The sequence below is a fragment of the Janthinobacterium sp. OK676 genome, assembly GCF_900103595.1.
GTDB lineage: Bacteria > Pseudomonadota > Gammaproteobacteria > Burkholderiales > Burkholderiaceae_D > Janthinobacterium.
This window is the reverse complement of sequence record NZ_FNHA01000002.1, coordinates 430495-449876: the sequence shown is the minus strand read 5'-3', so window position 1 is coordinate 449876 and position 19382 is coordinate 430495. Positions and strand designations below refer to the sequence as shown.

Here is a 19382-nt window from a genome sequence, read left to right as displayed (position 1 = left end):
CAGGCAATGAGATGAAACCCATGAAACTTTCCCGTTCCGAATTCATCAACATCCGCGGCGCCCGCACGCACGTGCGCCACTGGGGCCGTGTAGGGGCGCCCATCCTGTTCATGGTGCATGGCTGGATGGACGTGGCCGCCTCGTTCCAGTTCGTCGTCGACGAGTTGCAAGGCGACTGGCACGTGATCGCGCCCGACTGGCGCGGCTTTGGCCTCAGCGACTACACGCAATCGGACACTTACTGGTTCCCCGACTACCTGGCCGACCTCGACGCCATGCTGCTGCATTATTCGCCCGATGCCCCCGTCAAGCTGCTCGGTCACAGCATGGGCGCCAACGTGGCCGGCCTGTACGCGGGCGTGCGGCCCGAGCGCATCAGCCGTTTCATCAACCTGGAAGGCTTCGGCATGATGGCAACCAGGCCGGAGCAGGCGCCGGGCCGCTACGCCAAGTGGCTGGACGAATTGCGCGAGCCGCCCGCCATGCGCAGCTATCCCACGCAAAAGGCTGTGGCCGAGCGCCTGCAAAAGACCAACCCGCGCCTGCCGGACGAACGCGCCGCTTTCCTCGCCGAGCACTGGTCGGCGCAGAACGAGGCGGGTGAGTGGGACATCATGGGCGACCCGCAGCACAAGCGGGTCAATCCCATCCTGTACCAGGTGGAAGAAGTGATGGCGTGCTGGCGCCGCATCACGGCACCTGTGCTGTGGGTGGAGGCCGATGACACGAATATGTGGCAATGGATGGGGCCGAAGGAGCAGGCCCGCATCGAAATCGACCGGCGTTTGGCCTGCATCAAGGATGTGCGCTGCGAGATGATGCTGGACGCGGGCCACATGCTGCACCATGACCAGCCGGCGGCACTGGCGCGTCTCGTGGAAGCCTTTTTGGCCTGATGTGTGTCGGGAACGCCGCAGCGCTATTGGACAAGCAGCGTACAATGAAAACTTCTTCCATGCTGAGCCCGTGCAGGGTATTGTTTTCACATGCTTAAAGTCGACCTGCATTGTCATTCGAATATTTCCGACGGCGTACTTGCGCCCGCCGCCGTGGCCGCCTACGCACGCAAGGCCGGTGTCGACGTGTGGGCGCTGACGGACCACGATGAAGTGTCGGGCGTGGCCGCCGCGCGCGCGGCCGCACTGGACCTGGGCATGCGCTTCGTGGCCGGCGTGGAAATTTCCATTACGTGGGCCGGCGAAACCGTGCACATCGTGGGCTTGCAAGTCGATGAAAACAATCCGGGCCTCGTGCAGGGCTTGCACCAGACGCGCTCGGGGCGCGACGCGCGCGGCCGCGAAATCGCCCGCCAACTGGACCTGGCCGGCATCCCCGACGCCTATGAAGGGGCCTTGAAATTCGTCGGCAACCCGGACCTGATGTCGCGCACGCACTTTGCCCGCTACATCGTGGAAATGGGGAAATGCGCGAACATCCCCGACGTGTTCAAGAAGTACCTGTCGGAAGGCAAGCCTGGCTACGTCGAGCACCGCTGGGCCACCCTGGCCGAAGCGGTGGGCTGGATACGCGGCGCGGGTGGCGTGGCCGTCATTGCCCATCCGGGCCGCTACCGTTTCAGCGACATGGCGCAAGGCGTGCTGTTCGATGAATTCAAGCAGCTCGGCGGCGTGGCCATCGAAGTCGTCACGGGCAGCCATAGCCCGGACCAGTATCCGGAATACGCGCAGTTGGCCAACGCCTACGGCTTCCTCGCCTCGCGCGGCACGGATTTCCATGCGCCGGGCGAATCGCGCGTGGATTTTGCCAAGTTGCCGCCTTTACCTGCCAGCGTTACGCCCATCTGGCACGACTGGTTCTAGGACGCGGCTGGCCTGCGCCTGCCGCGCGGGCTTGAAAAGTCGCGGCAGCATACTTATCTTTTAGTTATTCTTGTTTTTTCCGGAGCCATTGCCCATGAAACGTATCGTCCTTTTTATCGCCACCAACCTGGCCGTGATGCTGGTGCTGTCGCTCGTGCTCAGTTTGCTGGGCGTGGGCAATCCGGCGCGCGGCAGCAGCCTGAACCTGGGCAGCCTGCTGGTGTTTTCGCTGGTGGTGGGCTTCACGGGATCGATCTTTTCCCTGTTGATCAGCAAACCGATGGCCAAGTGGAGCACGGGCGCGCGCGTGATCGACAACCCGACCTCGTCGACGGAATTGTGGCTGGTCAATACCGTGCGCGCGCTGTCCGAGCGGGCCGGCATCGCCATGCCGGAAGTGGCCGTGTACGAAGGCGACGCGAATGCGTTTGCCACGGGCGCCTTCAAGAATTCGGCGCTGGTGGCCGTCTCCACGGGCTTGTTGCAAAGCATGAACCGCGATGAAGTCGAAGCCGTGCTGGGCCATGAGATCGCCCACGTCGCCAATGGCGACATGGTGACACTCACCCTGATCCAGGGTGTGGTGAACACCTTCGTCGTCTTCATGGCCCGCGTCGTGGGGTTCTTCGTCGACAATGTGCTGCTGAAAAATAACAACCGCGAGGGCGGCGGGCGCGGTATCGGCTATTTCGTCACTGTGATGGTGTGCGAAGTGATTTTCGGCCTGCTCGCTTCCATCATCGTTGCCTGGTTCTCGCGCCAGCGCGAATTCCGCGCCGATGCCGGTTCGGCCAAGCTGCTGGGCAGTCCCACGCCGATGATGCACGCGCTGGCCCGCCTGGGCGGCGTGCATCCGGGTGAGCTGCCGCAATCGATGCAGGCGCTGGGCATCAGCGGCGGCAATGGTGGCTGGGGCGCGCTGTTCGCCACCCATCCGCCGATCGAACAACGCATCGCCGCGCTGCGCGGCGTACAATAATGCTAACTTAACAAGCTGGTCCGCCAGAACGCTTACACATGAGTCAATTTTTCCAGATTCACCCTGATAATCCGCAATTGCGCCTGATCAAGCAGGCGGCGCAAATCATCCAGTCCGGCGGCGTCGTGGCCTTGCCCACGGATTCCTGCTACGCGCTCGTATGCCAGCTCGACGACAAGGGCGCCGTCGAGCGCCTGCGCCGCATCCGTGGCGTGGATGAAAAGCACCATCTCACCTTGCTGTGCCGCGACTTGAGCGAGCTGGGCGTGTACGCCCGCGTGGACAACCGCCAGTTCCGCCTGCTCAAGGCGGCCACGCCGGGCGCCTACACCTTCATCCTGGAAGCGACCAAGGAAGTGCCGCGCCGCCTCAGCCACCCATCGCGCAAGACCATCGGCCTGCGCGTGCCGCAGCACCGCATCGTGCAATGCCTGCTGGAAGAGCTAGGCCAGCCGCTGCTGGGCGCGACATTGACCTTGCCCGGCGACGAAGAGAGCCTGACGGATGCCGACACCATCCGCGAGCGCCTGGAAAAGCTGGTCGACCTGATCATCGATGGCGGCGTCTGCGCGCATGGCCCCAGCACCGTGATCGACCTGACGGGACCGGAGCCGGAAGTGGTGCGCGTGGGACGCGGCGACCCGGCCGTGCTGGGCTTGTAGAGGGGCAGGGTGCGTCCTTGCCGCGCCGCTCTTCATCTGTTCTTAATGACAACGTAAGAAAGAGGCTATGGCGCCTCTGGTAGAATCGCGGTCATGAGTGATTTCAATACGATAGTCCAGACCGTTGCGGTGTACCTGGTGCCGGTGCTGTTTGCCATTTCCCTGCATGAGGCGGCGCACGGCTACGCGGCCCGCTATTTCGGCGATCCCACAGCCTCGAACGAGGGCCGGCTGAGCCTCAATCCCATCCGGCATATCGATCCTTTCGGCACGATCTTGCTGCCCTTGATGCTGTATTTCACGATCCAGGTGCCGTTCGGCTATGCCAAGCCGGTGCCCGTCGATTTCAGCCGGCTGCGCAATCCGAAGAAGCAGATGGCCTGGGTGGCCTTTGCCGGGCCTGGCGCCAATTTCGCCATGGGCCTGGGCTGGATGATCGCCTTTGTCGTGCTCAGCGTTATGCCGCCGACGGAAATGGGCATGTTTTTCCGCAAGATGGCGGGCGCCGGCGTCAGCGTGAATGCGGCCATGTTCGTCTTTAACCTGATTCCCGTGCCGCCCCTCGATGGCGGACGCATCATGACGGGCTTGCTGCCGATGCAGCTGGCGCGCCCGTACGCCAGCATCGAGCGCTACAGCCTGTATGTGTTCGGCGCCCTGGTGCTGCTGATGTATACGGGCATCTTGAACCGCGCCTTGCTGGCGGCGATCGAATTTGTCATCGGCATTTTTGTCACCGTGGTCACGCCGCTGACGGCCCTGTTGACGTGAAACAAGCAACTGGATAGTCGCAAATAATTGATGGAAGTACCGATGCAAGTCACTGAACCAATATTAGAAACCGAAGCGATTTCCGGCTGGCTGCGCCGCTGGGCGCCCCTGATCCCGGGCGGCGAAGTGCTGGACCTGGCCTGCGGCGCAGGCCGCCATGCGCGCCACCTGGTGAGCCTGGGCCACCCCGTGATCGCGCTCGACCATGATCCGGAAATGCTGGAAAAGGCGGCCGGCACGGGCATCACCACTTCGCTGGTGGACCTGGAGGCGCCGGGAGCCGTGTGGCCCTTCGCACCCGGCCGCTTTGCCGGCATCGTCGTCACCAATTATCTGCACCGGCCGCTGCTGGACGCCATGGTTGCCAGCCTGGCACCCGATGGCGTGTTGTTGTACGAAACGTTTGCCGAAGGCAATGAGCAGTTCGGCAAGCCGTCGAATCCGAAATTCCTGCTGAAGGAAGGCGAAATGCTGACCTGGGCGGTGCAGCAGGGCTTGCGTGTGGTAGCGTATGAGGATGGGCGCGTGGAACAGCCAAAAGCTGCTCTGGTGCAACGAATTTGTGCCGTCCGGCCGGATTTTCCACGGTTGGCAGCGCTGCTGCCGACGTTTTGAGCGGCCATACTATGTCAGAATGCACCACAGGCGCGGGCTATCCGCTACAATCGTTGTTTTATTTATCGGCGCTATAAACTTACTATGATCAAGGGCAGCATTGTAGCAATCGTCACCCCGATGCACGCAGACGGCAGTCTGGACTTTCCAGGTCTGCGCAAGCTGATCGACTGGCATATCGCCGAGGGTACGGACGGCATCGTCATCGTTGGCACAACGGGCGAATCGGCAACAGTCAGCGTGGAAGAACACTGCGAACTGATACAGTTGACCGTCGAACATGCCAAGGGACGCATTCCTATCATCGCCGGCGCCGGAGGCAACTCCACGGCCGAGGCCATCAAACTGACGCGTTACGCGAAAGAAGCGGGCGCCGATGCTGTCCTGCAAGTGGTGCCATACTACAACCGTCCTACCCAGGAAGGCATGTACCAGCACTTCAAGGCCATCGCCGAAGCCGTCGACATTCCCGTCATCCTGTACAACGTGCCTGGCCGCACGGTTGCCGACATGAGCAACGAGACCATCGTGCGCCTGTCCGCCATCCCGAATATCGTTGGCGTGAAAGATGCGACCGGCAATATCGGCCGCGGCATCGACCTGCTGCGTTTGGTCCCAGCGGACTTCGCCGTGTACTCGGGCGACGATCCGACGGCCATGGCGCTGATGTTCTGCGGCGGCCACGGCAATATTTCCGTGACGGCCAACGTCGCGCCGCGCGCCATGCACGAACTGTGCGTCGCGGCCATGGCGGGCGAGCGCGCCACGGCAATCGCCATCAATAACAAGGTTTTCCCTCTGCACCAGAAGCTGTTTGTCGAGCCCAACCCGGTGCCCGTCAAATGGGCGATGGCTGAAATGGGCCTGATGCCTGCCGGCATACGCTTGCCGCTGGTGCCGCTGGCTGAAAACTGCCATGCCACCGTGCGCGATGCCTTGCGCGACGCCGGTATCCTGTCTTAAGGCCGAACTTCAAGCCCGGACTCGACCAGTCCGGACCTTCCCTGATTCCAGCTGCTACTTAGCTTCTTATCCAGTTACGACATGACTAATTGCAAGAAAAACCAATCGGCGCCTGCCACCATCGCCGTCCGCGGCATCGTCATCGGCGCCATCGCAGCCAGCCTCGCGGGCTGCGGCATGATCAGTTCGGTAGTAGGCGGCGACAAGGTCGACTACAAGTCGGTCAAGAAAGCCGGTACCCTGGACGTGCCGCCTGACTTGACGCAGTTGCAGCAGGACAACCGCTACTCCTTGCCCGATGCGAAAAACGGCGTGGCCACCGCTTCCGGCTACAACGCGCAGCGCAACGCCACGGCCGGTACGCCTGTCGTCGTGGGCGCCGATGGCGTGGTCGGTGTCGTGCCGGTCACGGCAGGCGGCGTGAAGGTCGAGCGCGCGGGCAACCAGCGCTGGCTGGTCGTCAAGCAGTCGCCTGAAGTGCTGTGGCCGCAACTCAAGCAGTTCTGGGAAGATTCGGGCTTTTCCATCGCCGTCGACCAGCCGACGGCCGGCATCATGGAAACCGAGTGGAACGAAAACCGCGCCAAGGTGCCGCAGGACTTTATCCGCAGCACCATCGGCAAGGCTTTCGACTCGCTGTACTCGACCGGTGAAAAAGACAAGTTCCGCACCCGCGTGGAGCGCCTGGCCGACGGTTCGACCGAGATCTACATCAGCCACCGCGGCGTGGAAGAGGTCGTTACGGGCCGCGACAAGGAAACCACCACCTGGACCGCTCGCCCGAACGATCCGGGCCTGGAAGCGCAATTCCTGGCCAAGCTGATGACGCGCCTGGGCGCGGCCAGCGACGATGCGCAGGCGAAGACGGCTGTCGACGCCGCCATCGTGCAGCCGCAGCACGCCAAGCTGGTCGGCGACGCCGCCACGCCTGCGCGCGCCATCGAAGTCGATGAAGCGTTCGACCGCGCCTGGCGCCGTGTCGGCCTGGCGCTGGACCGCGTCGGCTTCACCGTGGAAGACCGCGACCGCACGCAAGGCACGTATTTCGTGCGTTACGTCGATCCGGACGCCGTCAAGAAAGATGGTTTCTTCTCGAAACTGTTCAGCTGGGGCTCGTCGTCCGACAAGGACAAGGAAGCGCAGCGCTACCGCGTTCTCGTCAAGGCCGGCACGGGTTCGACCAGCCTGGTCAGCATCCTCAGCAACGAAGGCAAACCCGACACTTCGCCAGTGGCAGAGAAGATCCTGGGCCTGCTGAACGATCAGTTGAAATAAGCGTCAGCTACGCGGCAGGTATCCAAACCTGCCGCGCATTAAAAAAGGCTGGCCCGGGAAACCGGGCCAGCCTTTTTTATTGCCTGCGTCCGGCGTCATATCCTGCGGATAACACGCCGGACGCAAAAAAGCCGGCCCGAAGGCCGGCTTTCTTTCTTGCGGGGTGCTAAATTACTTAGCAGCCGATGCAGCAGCCGAAGCGGCAGCAGCAGCGTCCGAAGCGGCCGAAGCAGCGCTCGAAGCAGCAGCAGCAGCGTCGGTAGCGGCCGAAGCAGCAGCGTCAGCAGCAGCAGCTGGAGCAGCTTCAACTGCTGGTGCTGGTGCTGGGGTTTCAACTACTGGTGCTGGTGCAGGAGCTTCTTCTTTTTTGCTGCAAGCAGCCAGAGCAACAACCATCAGGGAGGCGATCAGCAGGGATTTTTTCATTTGTTTTCCTTAATTATTTCAAAAAATAAATCAACATTGTTGCGATGAATAATTACCGGTAATTATCGCTCGTTAGGTCGTCTTCGAAGGCTTTTCGTACCAGGTGGTGCCTGCCAGACAACGGAAACTTCCTAACCGAATATTATAGCGATTTTTGGTGCGTCGCAATAGGAGCAAGAGGCAAATTCGCAACTATTTTGTGATATCGCAATATTTGCCGAAGCAAATTGCAAGCAAGTGTAAGTGTTTTGCGAAAGCGCGACAAAACGATATAAAAATAATATGTTTCATTGCGCTGGCGCAGAAGCTGTTATTTTGCCTACTGTAATACCACTTTGCTACGCCGCACCCATTCAAGCCAGTTCGATCCAGCCATCCTGATACCAGGTGTACAAGGCATCCATCACGTCATCGGAAGCCTGGGCCACGGCGGCGCCATCCAGGGCGCGTTCGTTGGCCAGGGTTTCCAGGGCCGTTTTATCGGCCTTGCCAATGGCAAACGATTCGCCATTGATGAAGACATTCTTGCCACGATACAGCATCAGCGTCTTGCGCGACAACACGACACCCTTTTTCTGCGCGGCGTCCGCGAAGCGGCCCACCGTCAGCGGTTTCGACAGCGGCGTGAAAAACACATTGTGCTTCGGTTCCGACAGGTGTTCACCGAGGAAAATCGTGACGTCTTCTTCCGTGAAGCGCACTTTGTTCAGCTCTTCCGCGATGGTGCTGAGCATTTCACGGGGGATTTCCGCCGGCTTGCCCGACGCTTTCAGGTCCGGATCGCTGTAAATGCCCGGCAAGTCGATCGAATCGGCCATGAATTGCAGGAAAGCTTCGCCCAGTTCCTGGAACGAAGGCGAGCGGAAACCGATCGAATACGTCTGGCAGTCGCCGATGGCCACGCCGTCGTGTGCGTAGTGGGGCGGCAGGTACAGCATGTCGCCCGGTTCCAGGGTGAATTCTTCGTCGGGCGTGAAGTTGCTGAGGATTTTCAGCGGCAAGCCGTCGATCAGGCTCAAGTCTTTCTGCGCGCCGATGCGCCAGTGGCGCTTGCCTTGGCCTTGCAGCAGGAACACGTCATAGGAATCGAAATGCGGGCCCACGCCGCCGCCATCGGTGGCGAAGCTGACCATCAGGTCGTCCAGGCGCGCGTCCGGCAGGAAACGGAACTGGCGCAGCAGGGCGTCAGCCTTGGCGCTGTGCAGGTTGGCGCCCTGCACCAGCAGGGTCCATTCCTTCTGTTTCAGCGAGGGCAGGCTGGTCAGCGGACCTTGCTGCATGTTCCAGTGGCCATCCGCATGGCTGACCAGGCGCGATTCAACGTGATCGAGGGTAGCCAGCTCGGCCAGGGCCTTGAAATCGAACAGCGCCTTGAAGCCGGGTACGGCTTGACGGATCAACAGGGGCTTTTTATGCCAGTAGTCACGCAGGAATTGCGCCGGCGTGATATCGCCGAGGAGAGTTAATGTTTTCATGCGCCCATTATAACAACCGGAAATGCAGGAATGCGCCTGCCGTTGGCGGCGTGAAGGTATAATTTGCCAGCTTATACAATGAAAGGAAGCATAATGAAGATTGCCAAAAATACGGTCGTGACTGTCAACTACAAACTGTCAGACGCGCAAGACAATCTGATCGAAGACGGCCGCCAGCCGATGGTCTACCTGCACGGTGATTATGAAAACACCCTGCCGAAGATCGAAGAAGAACTCGACGGCAAGGAAGTTGGCTATTCCAACACGATCCAGATCGAACCGGATGATGCTTTCGGTGAATACGATCCCGCCTTGGTCAAGGTCGAGCCGCGCAACCGCCTGCCTGAGCCGCTGGAAGTGGGCATGCAGTTCGAAGGCATGCCGGAAAGCGATTCGCCGGACGAAGAAGCGATGATCTTCACCGTCACCGATATCGCCGACGACAAGGTCGTGCTGGATGGCAACCATCCGCTGGCCGGCATCGCGCTGCGCTTCTCGCTGACCGTCGCCGACGTGCGCGCCGCCACCGACGAAGAAATCGCCCACGGCCACGTGCATGGCGCACACGGCCATGACCATGGCGATGAAGATGATGAAGGCGAAGGCGAAGAGGGCGACCACTTCCGTACGCATCCGATTCATTAATACTGCTTGTTCCAGGCCGGCTATATGCCGGCCTGTTCGTTTGTGCCGCTGTTATTAACGGCGTACAGTCGACGCTTTGGCCCTCGCTTGCGCCGATGGCCTGACGGCCCGTTGACGCACCTCAAAGAATGGCGTCTTGCCTGGCCGTACGGCGATGGCGGACCAGTCGTTGTCGATGCTGACGTGGCCCAGGTTGCCTTTCCAGCTGATTTTCGGCCCGCCTGCCTTGGCCGCGGCCTTTTTACTTTTCCCTTCCTTGCCGTCCGCGTCGCCATCGCGCTGCGTATCGACGAGCAACACCTTGCCGCTGAACTTCTTCGCCAGGGTACGAACCTGCTTGCGCGGTCCGGCAAAGCCGTCCTGTTTCGAACTGAAGCTGGGCAGCAACGAATTGTCGTCTTCATCGAGCACGCCCATGTCGCCATCGGAAAACAGCACGATGCCGTCGAGCTGTTTGCGCTGCGCCATGGCGAACAGGCGCTGCAGCCAGGAACGGTTGGCAACCAGGCGGTCTTCGAATTCGCTGTTGCGTCCCGCTTCCGGCAGGAAATGGTTGTTATTCGCGGGCAGGTTGATGGTGGCAAACAGCACGCCGCCATATTCCCAGTGGGCGTTTTCCGCATAGCTGCGGAACTTCGCCGTCGATGACAGCCGCGACAGGGTCAGCTTGCGCTGGCCCAGGCTCTGGTCGTCGGCGAAATAAACGTCGCGCAAGCGGTTCAGGCGTTCGATGGCGTTGACCCTGCCGCGCGAGTTGCGGCAGTTGGCCCAGTCGCTGGCCGACAGCGAGACGATCAGCGGCGGGCCGCTGGCGTCGAGCAAGTCCTTGCGCTGGCTGTACAGCTTGTCGCTGCACGATTCGCTGGCCGCCTTGATGCCGGTGGCCACGACGAACGACGCATTGAAGGCGCTTGTGTCGGCGATGGCTTTTTTCAGGGGGCCATCGTCGGGCCCCGCGTTGAAGGAGTGGCCCAGCACGGCAAACTCGAAGCCGGCCTGGTCGCTCTGGGCGGCCAGCGCCGCTTGCCACGGCAGGCTGGCAGCCAGCAAGCCGGCGGCCAGCAGGTGGATCGCGCCGCGCCGGCAGGTCATGCGGCGGCCAGCCGTTTCAACTGGTACAGCTGCTCGAGCGCATCGCGCGGCGTGAGCGCATCGGGATCGAGGTCGGCGATGGCGTCGAGCAAGGCTTGCTGCGCCGCGTTCAACGCGGCCAGCGGCGCCGATGCTTCCTCTTCTTCCTCCTGCGCATACGGATCGGCGGCCGGGGCGGCGAACAGGTCGCGCTGCGGCGTGGCGTCGAGCGCCTGCGCTTCCAGGCGCGCCAGGTGCTTGCGCGCGGCCTTGATCACGGGCTGCGGCACGCCGGCCAGTTGCGCCACCTGCAAGCCGTAGCTTTGCGAAGCGGGACCGGCTTGCACGGCGTGCAGGAAGACGATGCTGTCCTTGTGCTCGACGGCGGACAAGTGCACGTTGGCGGCGCTCGGGTGGCTGTCCGGCAGTTGCGTCAGCTCAAAGTAATGTGTGGCGAACAGGGTGAAGCTGCGGCTTGTGTCGATCAGATGGCGCGCGATGGCCCATGCCAGGGCCAGGCCGTCGAAGGTCGAGGTACCGCGGCCCACTTCATCCATCAGCACCAGCGAGTGTTCGGTGGCGCCGTTCAAAATGGCGGCCGACTCCGTCATTTCCACCATGAAGGTCGAGCGTCCGCCGGCCAGGTCGTCGGTGGCGCCGATGCGCGTGAAGATGCGGTCGATGGGGCCGATGGTGGCGGACGCGGCCGGCACGTAGCTGCCCACGTAGGCCAGCAGGGTGATCAGTGCCACCTGGCGCATGAAGGTCGATTTACCGCCCATGTTCGGGCCGGTGATCAACAGCAGCCGGCGCTCGTTGACGAAGCGGCAGTCGTTGGCGATGAAGCGCTCGATCTGCTTTTCCACCACGGGATGGCGGCCTTCGACGATGTTGATGCACGGCTCGTCGACCAGTTGCGGCGCGGCCCAGTTGTGCTGCTGCGCGTGTTCCGTCAGCGCATTCAGGGTGTCGAGCTGGGCCAGGCCTTGCGAAATCGTCTGCAAGGTGCCGATGTGCGGCGCCAGGTCGGCCAGCAGCAGGTCGTACAGCATTTTTTCGCGCACGAGGGCCTTGTCCTGCGCCGACAGGGCCTTGTCTTCGAACACCTTCAATTCCGGCGTGATGTAGCGCTCGGCGTTTTTCAGGGTCTGGCGGCGGCGGTAGTCGTCCGGCACCTTGTCCGTCTGGCCGTGCGTGACTTCAATATAGAAGCCGTGCACCTTGTTGTATTCGACGCGCAGGTTGGCGATGCCCGTACGGGCCCGTTCGCGCGTTTCCAGGTCGAGCAGGAACTGGCCCGCGTTTTCCGACAGCGCGCGCAATTCGTCCAGTTCCGCATCGAAAGCGGTGGCAAATACACCGCCGTCGCGCACCATGGCGGCCGGTTCCTGCGCCACGGCGCGCACCAGCAAGTCCAGGCAGGCGGCCGGCGTCGCCAGGGCCGTGTGGATGGTGGCCAGCAAGCCGTTCTCGCCGCCCTGGCCAGGACCATAACAGCGGACGACGTCGCCGCGCAGGGCCGGCAGTTGCAGCAGGCCGTCGCGCAGGGCGGCCAGGTCGCGCGGACGCGCCGACAGCAGCGCGATGCGCGTGGTGATGCGTTCGATATCGGGCACTTGCGCCAGAGTGGCGGCGAGCGGACCGGCCGCTTCGCTTTGCGCCAGCGCGGCGATGGCTTCATGGCGCGCGCGCGCCACCTTCTGGTCGCGCCGCGCATGGTGCAGCCAGTGGCGCAGCATGCGCGAACCCATGGCCGTGCGGCAATGATCCAGCAGGGAAAATAAAGTGGGCGATTCCTGGCCGCGGATGGTTTCCGTCAGTTCCAGGTTGCGGCGTGTGGCCGCATCCAGGCCGATGAATTCACTTTCCGTTTCCGTCGTCAGCGAACGCACGTGCTGCAGACCGCGTCCCTGCGTCGACTGCGCATAGCGCAGCAACGCGCCGGCTGCGCCGAACGCGGCGCCGAGGCCATCGGCGCCAAAGCCCGTCAAGGTCGCCACGCCCAATTGATCCAGCAGGGCCTTGTGGCCGCCCACCACGTCGAAATGCCAGTCCGGCACGCGGTTGATGTGCGTGCCCGCGTAGTCGTCAAACAGGTTGCCATTGTCGCCGCTGAGAATTTCAGCCGGCACGATGCGTTCCAGTTCCTGCTGCAATCGCACGGCCACGGTGCTGCTGTCGCCGGAAAACTCCATCAGTTTCAAGGCGCCGCTGGCCAGCGACAGCCAGGCCAGGCCCGTGGTCACCGTCTTGCGCTGCGTGATGCTGCACATGGCCAGCAGCGGGCGCTCGGCCTTCTCCGGCAGCAAGTCCGCATCCGTCAGGGTGCCGGGCGTGACGACGCGCATGACCTTGCGCTCGACGGGACCCTTGCTGGTGGCCGGGTCGCCGATCTGTTCGCAAATGGCCACCGACTCGCCCAGCTTGACCAGCTTGGCCAGATAGCCGTCGAGCGAATGAAATGGCACGCCGCACATTTTAATGGGGTTGCCACTGGCCACGCCGCGCGCCGTCAGGGTAATGCCCAGCAAGCGCGACGCTTTTTCCGCATCCTCGAAAAACAGCTCGTAGAAATCGCCCATGCGGTAGAAGACCAACATCGTCGGGTGGTTCTCCTTGATGCCTAAATATTGCTGCATCATGGGAGTGAGCTTTTCAGCCGAATTTTTCTTTGCCGCGGCGGCGTTGATTTCTTTTGGGACGGTGGTCATGTGTTCTTTGTCGTTGGTCCGGCGGCAGGGAGGCGTATGCCTGCCGGGCTGTGTGTGGTGCTATGTGCATTCTAGGCCGCGCCATGTGGCGGAGCTTGGGTTCAAGGCCGTCATTTTACCGCTTTCGGCGGGCAGGGCGGCGTATTGCGTGCGCAGATGAAAAAGCCGCATCGACAATGTCGATACGGCTTTGCGTATGCGCGGACATCAATGCCTTATCGAAAGGCAGCAATATGCATAGTTGATTTTATAAGTTACCGTCGCCGCCCACCGAGCTTTCCGGGTCGAAGGAAAAGACGCGCAGTTCCGGTTGTGTGTCTTCGCCGCGCATGATGCGTACCGTCATGACGAAGGACAATTCCCAACGACCAGCGGTATAGCCGACATCCAGATTATGTTTCCACTCTTGGCGGATGCGGTGCAGGGGCGCCTGCTCTGGTTCGCCCAACAGTTGCTGGATTTCGAAGTCCAGCGGGAAATGGTAGGTGGCGCCTACCGACTGGAGGAATGGCGATGGCGGTGAATAAACGGTGGGTACTTTCGGGCCAATCTGAGTCAGTTGCGGTACGGTGATGATGCAGCAATCGATGATCTGGAACGATGTGAAGCCGCTATCCTTGGAGCCGCAGCAGGTAACGTCGAGATAGACATGCTGGCCTTTCTGGAAATGCACGCCACCCATGTAGGGACCATGGCGGGGATCGGCCGTGCCATCGCAAGAGGTGAAGTTGTAGTCGAGCTGGTTGGTGATCTGGTCTGCATCGAAGTGCACGGATAACTTCATCCAAGGGCTTACAGGCGTCATTTTTTACGGTCTCTTTCCAGGTTGATGAGAAATTGTTGGTAACGGGCATCACGCCGCAGGTTCAACAGATCGGGCGCTGATTCGATCAGATTGAGAGGGTAGCCAAGCTTGCTGGCTTGTAGTAGCGCAGCCAGGGCCTTGCTGCGGTTGCCAGTCAGTTCATGCGTCAGGGCCGCGCGAAACTGCACATCGGCGATCTGTGGTGCCAAGTTTAATGCGTGCTGCACGTTTGCCAGAGCGGCTTCCTTTTCTCCGGCGTAGGCTTGGTACAGGGCCATGCGCGAATTCAAGGTAATGTCATTGGGCATGCGCGCGAGCATGGGTTGCAGCAGGGCGATCGCACGTAAATACGATTGTTTCGATGCTTGGGCCAATGAGGGAACCCAACGTTGCGCATCAGCCAGGTTGGCCCAAAGTAAATAGGTGCCGGGGCTGCCTTTTTTTTCGGAAACGGCATTTTCAAATGCTTGTACCGCACCAAGGTAGTCGCCCTTGGCAAACAGCGAGGTGCCCAAGTTGGTGTAGAGTTCCCAATGCGGACGCACCAGCAGACCTTGCTGGAGAACCGCAAGTGCCTCGTCTTCACGGTTCTGGCGCAGCAAAGTTGCATTTAAATAGGCATAGGCTCCGGGTGACTGCGGGTCCATACTTATACACTTGCGAAAAATTTGTTCGGCAGCCGCGTAGTCACCCTTTCTGTAATTCAACACACCCAGTGACATATCGAACATGCGTTCATTGGGATAAGCCGCAACGGCTTGTTTCAGTACTGCGTGCGCCAGATCAAAATTGTGTGCGGCGATATGTAAGCGTGCCTTGCCATACAACGCCAGCATATTGTTTGGTTCCAAGTTCAATGAGATGTTTGCTTCGTGCAGCGCCTCGTCATTCTTTCCCTGGAATTCCAGTACCCACGCTTGTGCGACATGGGCAAGTGCTAACTGATTATCTGCTGCCAATGCCTGCTTTGCGCTGACATCGGCTCTTTGCAGCCAAGTAGCATCGCGTCCATTTCCCGTATAACGGAAGCTCGACGCCAGTGACAGGCCTGCTGCTGCCGCCGCATTACTTGGATTATGTTGCAGCACAGTCATGAAATGTCCGATTGCCTGTGCCTGGCTGGTATCCCGGTCAAATAGACGCAACGCTTCCATGCCTGCCTGCATCGCAGCCATTTCCGAATATGGCTTTGTGGCGTATTGGCTGCTTACTGTTGCCCATAGTTTTGGTCCTTGCCAGACACCTAGGCCCAGCAAGACGATGGCGCTTGCCGCCAGCAAGGCGCGCTTGACGGGAACTTGTAGCTCGATGGCAATTGAGACCGGCGGCTTGGCAGGCTGAGCGGGCTTGCTGTCGGCGTCGAGGGCGGTCGTTGTTGCCGCAGGTATTTGCTGTACACCTAGCGCCTCGCGCACGTCGCGCATGGTGCGTGGCCGTTCGGCCGGGTCGTGCGCCGTCATCGCGCGCACGAGGGCGTTGATGGCGGGCGGGACGGAGTCCGGCAGGTCGGGCCACGGTTCCGTCGCCTGCATGTGGGCGGAGGCCAGGGCCAGGCCGTTCAGGTGGGCGAAGTGGCGCTGGCCGGCCAGCATTTCGTACAGCATGGCGCCCAAGGCATACACGTCGCCGCGCGTGTCGGGCAGGCGGCCCATCAGGCGCTCGGGCGCCATGTAGGCGATGGTGCCTTGCAGGTCGCACAGGGTCGTCGTTTGCGTCGCTTGCGGGTCGATGTGGCGGGCCAGGCCGAAGTCGAGGATGCGCACTTGACCGTCCGCTTCCAGCATCAGGTTCGACGGTTTCAGGTCGCCGTGCACGAGGTCCATGGCGTGCGCCTCGTCCATCGCGTCGGCGATCTGGTAGGCGATGTCGAGTGCGGCTTGCAAGTCTGCCTTGCCGCCGTGCATGAACTGGCCCAGGGTCTGGCCTTCGACCAGTTCCATGACGATGGACTGGCCCGTGCCTTGGCCCTCGATGGCAAAAATGCGCACGAAGGCCGCATGCTTGAGCGAAGCGGCCAGGCGCGCTTCATTGATCAGTTTTTCCGGATGCAGCACGTCCGCTTGCGGTTTCAGCCGCTTCAGCGCCACGCTACGGCACAGCTTGGCATCCCACGCTTCGAATACATGGCCGAAACCGCCTTCGCCCAGCAAGCGGCGCACTTCATAGTGTCCGCTGATCGTGTCGTCTTGCAGTGGGGGCTGACGCAGGGAGTCGAGCAGTTCCATATACCTTGGCTTCAGAGTGCATCAACGTGGGCGTCAAGCATCGAAAAGGGGTAATGCGATGATTGAATGCCCAAGATGATTGATTTTGAGTAACTTCCTGATTTAAAACGATTGTTTAGAATAAGTCAATTAATATTGACAAGGAGTGAACAGAAACTGCTGGCAGTCGCCTTTGCGCGTTTCTGCCACAGGCATGCGCGGTTACGCCACACAGGCATCGATGGCCATGCCCAGCTTGCCGACGATCTCATCGACGTGGCTGGCGTCGACGATGTAGGGCGGCGCCAGCAGGATGTGGTCGCCGTGCAGGCCGTCGATGGTGCCGCCCATGGGGTAGCACATCAGTCCGTTTTGCATGGCTTGCGCCTTGATGCGCGCGTGCAGGCGGCGGACCGGGTCGAACGGCTGCTTGGTATTGCGGTCCTGTACCAGTTCCAGACCGAGGAACAGGCCGCGGCCGCGGATGTCGCCCACGTGCGCATGGCCGTCGAAACGCTGGCGCAGCCGTTCTTGCAGCAGGCCGCCCATGGCGCGCACGTTGGCCAATAAATCGCGTTCCTCGATCTGCCGCTGTACGGCCAGGGCGGCGGCGCAGGCCGTGGCGTGGCCGATATACGTGTGGCCGTGCTGGAAGAAACCCGTGCCGGCGCGGAGGGTGTCGCGGATATCCGTCGATACCATGACGGCGCCGATGGGCTGGTAGCCGGCACCGAGGCCCTTGGCGATGCAGATCAGGTCAGCCGTGACGCCTTCCTGCTCGCAGGCGAACAGGCTGCCCGTGCGGCCCATGCCGCACATGACTTCGTCGAGGATCAGCAGGATGCCGTGGCGCTGGCAGATCTCGCGCATGCGCGCAAAATAGCCGGCGACGGCGGGCAGGGCGCCGGCCGTGGCACCGACGACGGGTTCGGCGATGAAGGCCATGACGTTGTCCGCGCCCAGTGCGGCGATATGGTCTTCCAGTTCCTGGCCCAGGCGCGCCACGTAGTCGCCATCCGTTTCAGCTTCCTGCTGGTCGCGCCAGGCGTAGCAGGGCGACACGTGGGTGACGCCAATGAGCAGCGGTTCGAACTGCTGGCGGCGCCAGGCGTTGCCGCCCGTGGCCAGCGCGCCCAGCGTATTGCCGTGGTAGCTTTGGCGGCGCGCGATGACGTGGCGGCGCTGCGGCTGGCCCCGTTCCACGAAATACTGGCGCGCCAGCTTGAGCGCGCTTTCCACCGCTTCCGAACCGCCCGAGACGAAATACACGCTGTCGATGCCGGCTGGCGCCCGGGCGACGAGGAAGTCGGCCAGCTGCTCCATCGGTTCGGTGGTAAAAAAGGAGCTGTGCGCGTACGCCAGCGTGGCAATCTGCTGCTGCACGGCGGCGATCACGGCCGCATCCGAATGGCCTAGGCAGGAGACGGCGGCGCCGCCGCAGGCGTCCAGGTAGCGCTTGCCATCGGCATCGATCAGGTAGGGGCCATCGCCGCCGGCGGCGACGGGATAGCTGGCGGTCAGGCTGCGGTGGAAGACGTGGCTCATGGCATCGCTTTCTTATCGGCAAGGAGGAGATGGCCGATTATAGGCTGCGTTGCGCCACATTGCAACGTTTGATGTATTTATATTTAAGTTGCATCATTTGATGTTTTTGCATAGGCACCCAGCGTCCGCAACTGGTTTTCCGCCGCGCCGATGGCTAGTACGGCATCGGGCCCCGCGCGCGCCACGAGCAATTCCACCAGGCTTTCCACGGCCGCGACGCCGGCCACGATGGAGGGGAAGAACGAAGGGCTGTCGACGGCGATGACGATGCTGGCGTCGGCCAGCAGGGCCAGCGGCGACATGGCGCTGTCGCTGATGGCGACCACCTGGCAGCCGGCCTGGCGCGCCGCCTGCGCCACCAGCAGCGCTTCGCTAGAATACGGCGCGAAGCTGGCGACGACGACGGCTTCGTCCGCTTGCAGGGCGCGCAAGTCCATTTCCAGGGTGCCGCCCTGGCCGCTCAGCAGCTGCACGCTGGGGCGCAGCAAGCGGTACAGATAATGCAGGGTGTAGGCGATGGGGTGGGCGGCGCGGAAACCGGCCACGTGCACGCGGGGCGCTGCCTGCAGCAGAGCGGCGGCGGCCTCCAGGGCGGCGTGGTTGGCGCTTTCCGTGGCGGCCAGGTTGCGCTGCTGCACCGAGAATACTTCGGTGACCAGGTCCCCGTCCTTGCCGGCCAGCGCGCCCGCTTTTGCCGCATACCCGGCCTGTCCCGCGCGCAGGCGTTCGACGAAGATGGCTTTCAGTTCCGGCCAGCCGGCAAAGCCCAGTTGCTGCGCCAGGCGTACGAGGGCGGCCGATTGCACCTGCGCGCGCGCGGCGATGCTGCGCATCGACGACACGGCCACTTCGTCCGGATGGTCGGCCAGGTAGCGGGCGCCGGCCTGGAATTGCGGGCTCAGTTCCGCATGGCGCGCCTTGATCAGGTCCATCAGTGCCGCATAGGAATCGTGGGGTGTCGCTGCCTGCATCGCCGTGCCTCATTTGATAGGTTGCGGCGATGGTACAGGATTCGTCAGCGCGCCGGTAGCGGCGCGCCTTGCGCCAGGGCAGCCGTGCGCGGACGCAGGCGGGCAAACAGGTGCGGCGCGGCCGGTTTGCGGTGCGGTCCCGTCGTCAGCACGCGCAAGGCGGTGGGCAGCGGCACGTCGTGGCAGTGCAAAAACAGGGCGGCGGCGCCCGTGCCGGCCATTTCCTGCAAGGCCAGCGCATGCTCGACCAGCGCCGCCGTGCGCATGTCGAGCCGCACGGGGATATCGGGTTGAAATAGCTGTGTATCGACGTGCCGTGCATCGCGCATGCTGTCCCCGCCGGGTTCGATGGTCAAGCTGCCAGCATAAAAGCGCCCCGGCGCCGCCACTTTGCGTTAAATCAATTCCTGTGTCGGATAGATTCCTCAAGGCAAAAAAACGCCA

The 19382-nt window shown here is 62.0% G+C and carries 18 protein-coding genes; 9 read left to right on the top strand and 9 right to left on the bottom strand.

Annotation, left to right across the window (positions count from 1 at the left end; genetic code table 11):
• Positions 1-20 precede the first annotated feature (20 nt).
• The 8 genes from BLU39_RS05585 to bamC all read left to right on the top strand — a co-directional run bounded on the left by BLU39_RS05585 (position 21) and on the right by bamC (position 7085).
• On the top strand, positions 21-896 hold the full coding sequence (locus BLU39_RS05585) for an alpha/beta fold hydrolase (protein ID WP_092710766.1): 876 nt from the start codon (positions 21-23) through the stop codon (positions 894-896).
• A 90-nt stretch (positions 897-986) separates the two neighbouring features.
• Entirely contained in the window at positions 987-1820 is an 834-nt protein-coding gene (locus tag BLU39_RS05580; protein ID WP_092710763.1) for a 3',5'-nucleoside bisphosphate phosphatase, read from the top strand.
• 94 nt (positions 1821-1914) lie between these two features.
• The gene (gene htpX / locus BLU39_RS05575; RefSeq protein WP_092711314.1) at positions 1915-2799 is read left to right on the top strand and encodes a protease HtpX; all 885 of its coding nucleotides are present in this window, start codon (positions 1915-1917) and stop codon (positions 2797-2799) included.
• A gap of 38 nt (positions 2800-2837) precedes the next feature.
• Positions 2838-3461: an L-threonylcarbamoyladenylate synthase gene (locus BLU39_RS05570; protein ID WP_046685844.1), complete on the top strand. Its 624-nt coding sequence runs from the start codon at positions 2838-2840 to the stop codon at positions 3459-3461.
• A 93-nt stretch (positions 3462-3554) separates the two neighbouring features.
• Complete coding sequence (locus BLU39_RS05565) at positions 3555-4232, top strand: site-2 protease family protein (RefSeq protein ID WP_092710760.1); 678 nt, start codon at positions 3555-3557, stop codon at positions 4230-4232.
• A gap of 42 nt (positions 4233-4274) precedes the next feature.
• On the top strand, positions 4275-4847 hold the full coding sequence (locus tag BLU39_RS05560; protein ID WP_092710756.1) for a class I SAM-dependent methyltransferase: 573 nt from the start codon (positions 4275-4277) through the stop codon (positions 4845-4847).
• Between the two features lie 84 nt (positions 4848-4931).
• Positions 4932-5810 carry a 4-hydroxy-tetrahydrodipicolinate synthase gene (gene dapA / locus BLU39_RS05555; RefSeq protein WP_034750679.1) on the top strand — a complete coding sequence of 293 codons (879 nt, stop codon included), beginning with the start codon at positions 4932-4934 and terminating at the stop codon, positions 5808-5810.
• An 81-nt stretch (positions 5811-5891) separates the two neighbouring features.
• Complete coding sequence (gene bamC / locus BLU39_RS05550) at positions 5892-7085, top strand: outer membrane protein assembly factor BamC (protein WP_092710753.1); 1194 nt, start codon at positions 5892-5894, stop codon at positions 7083-7085.
• 171 nt (positions 7086-7256) lie between these two features.
• On the opposite strand, the gene BLU39_RS05545 is transcribed toward bamC, so the two are convergent.
• Positions 7257-7511, bottom strand: a complete 255-nt coding sequence (locus BLU39_RS05545; protein ID WP_071650198.1) for a hypothetical protein — start codon at positions 7509-7511, stop codon at positions 7257-7259.
• 353 nt (positions 7512-7864) lie between these two features.
• A complete protein-coding gene (locus tag BLU39_RS05540) occupies positions 7865-8986 on the bottom strand; it encodes a cupin domain-containing protein (protein WP_092710750.1) in 1122 nt (373 codons plus the stop codon).
• Positions 8987-9079: 93 nt separating this feature from the next.
• Here BLU39_RS05540 and BLU39_RS05535 point away from each other — a divergent pair, with 93 nt between their 5' ends.
• Complete coding sequence (locus BLU39_RS05535; protein ID WP_034750672.1) at positions 9080-9631, top strand: FKBP-type peptidyl-prolyl cis-trans isomerase; 552 nt, start codon at positions 9080-9082, stop codon at positions 9629-9631.
• 54 nt (positions 9632-9685) lie between these two features.
• Here the strand turns inward: BLU39_RS05535 and BLU39_RS05530 are convergent, their stop codons facing one another.
• The 7 genes from BLU39_RS05530 to BLU39_RS05500 form a co-directional block, all read right to left on the bottom strand.
• Complete coding sequence (locus BLU39_RS05530) at positions 9686-10723, bottom strand: hypothetical protein (protein ID WP_092710747.1); 1038 nt, start codon at positions 10721-10723, stop codon at positions 9686-9688.
• Positions 10720-13413: a DNA mismatch repair protein MutS gene (gene mutS, locus BLU39_RS05525; RefSeq protein ID WP_092710744.1), complete on the bottom strand. Its 2694-nt coding sequence runs from the start codon at positions 13411-13413 to the stop codon at positions 10720-10722. The genes BLU39_RS05530 and mutS overlap by 4 nt, the downstream gene beginning before the upstream one ends.
• Positions 13414-13660: 247 nt before the next feature.
• Positions 13661-14185: a hypothetical protein gene (locus BLU39_RS05520; RefSeq protein ID WP_139178175.1), complete on the bottom strand. Its 525-nt coding sequence runs from the start codon at positions 14183-14185 to the stop codon at positions 13661-13663.
• Positions 14186-14214: 29 nt separating this feature from the next.
• Entirely contained in the window at positions 14215-16443 is a 2229-nt protein-coding gene (locus tag BLU39_RS05515) for a protein kinase domain-containing protein (protein WP_092710738.1), read from the bottom strand.
• A 201-nt stretch (positions 16444-16644) separates the two neighbouring features.
• Positions 16645-17967: an aspartate aminotransferase family protein gene (locus tag BLU39_RS05510; RefSeq protein ID WP_092710735.1), complete on the bottom strand. Its 1323-nt coding sequence runs from the start codon at positions 17965-17967 to the stop codon at positions 16645-16647.
• Between the two features lie 83 nt (positions 17968-18050).
• On the bottom strand, positions 18051-18938 hold the full coding sequence (locus tag BLU39_RS05505; protein ID WP_092710732.1) for a MurR/RpiR family transcriptional regulator: 888 nt from the start codon (positions 18936-18938) through the stop codon (positions 18051-18053).
• Between the two features lie 44 nt (positions 18939-18982).
• Positions 18983-19294 (bottom strand): hypothetical protein, encoded by a 312-nt coding sequence (locus BLU39_RS05500; protein WP_139178173.1) that lies wholly within the window; start codon positions 19292-19294, stop codon positions 18983-18985.
• Between the last annotated feature and the right edge of the window lie 88 nt (positions 19295-19382).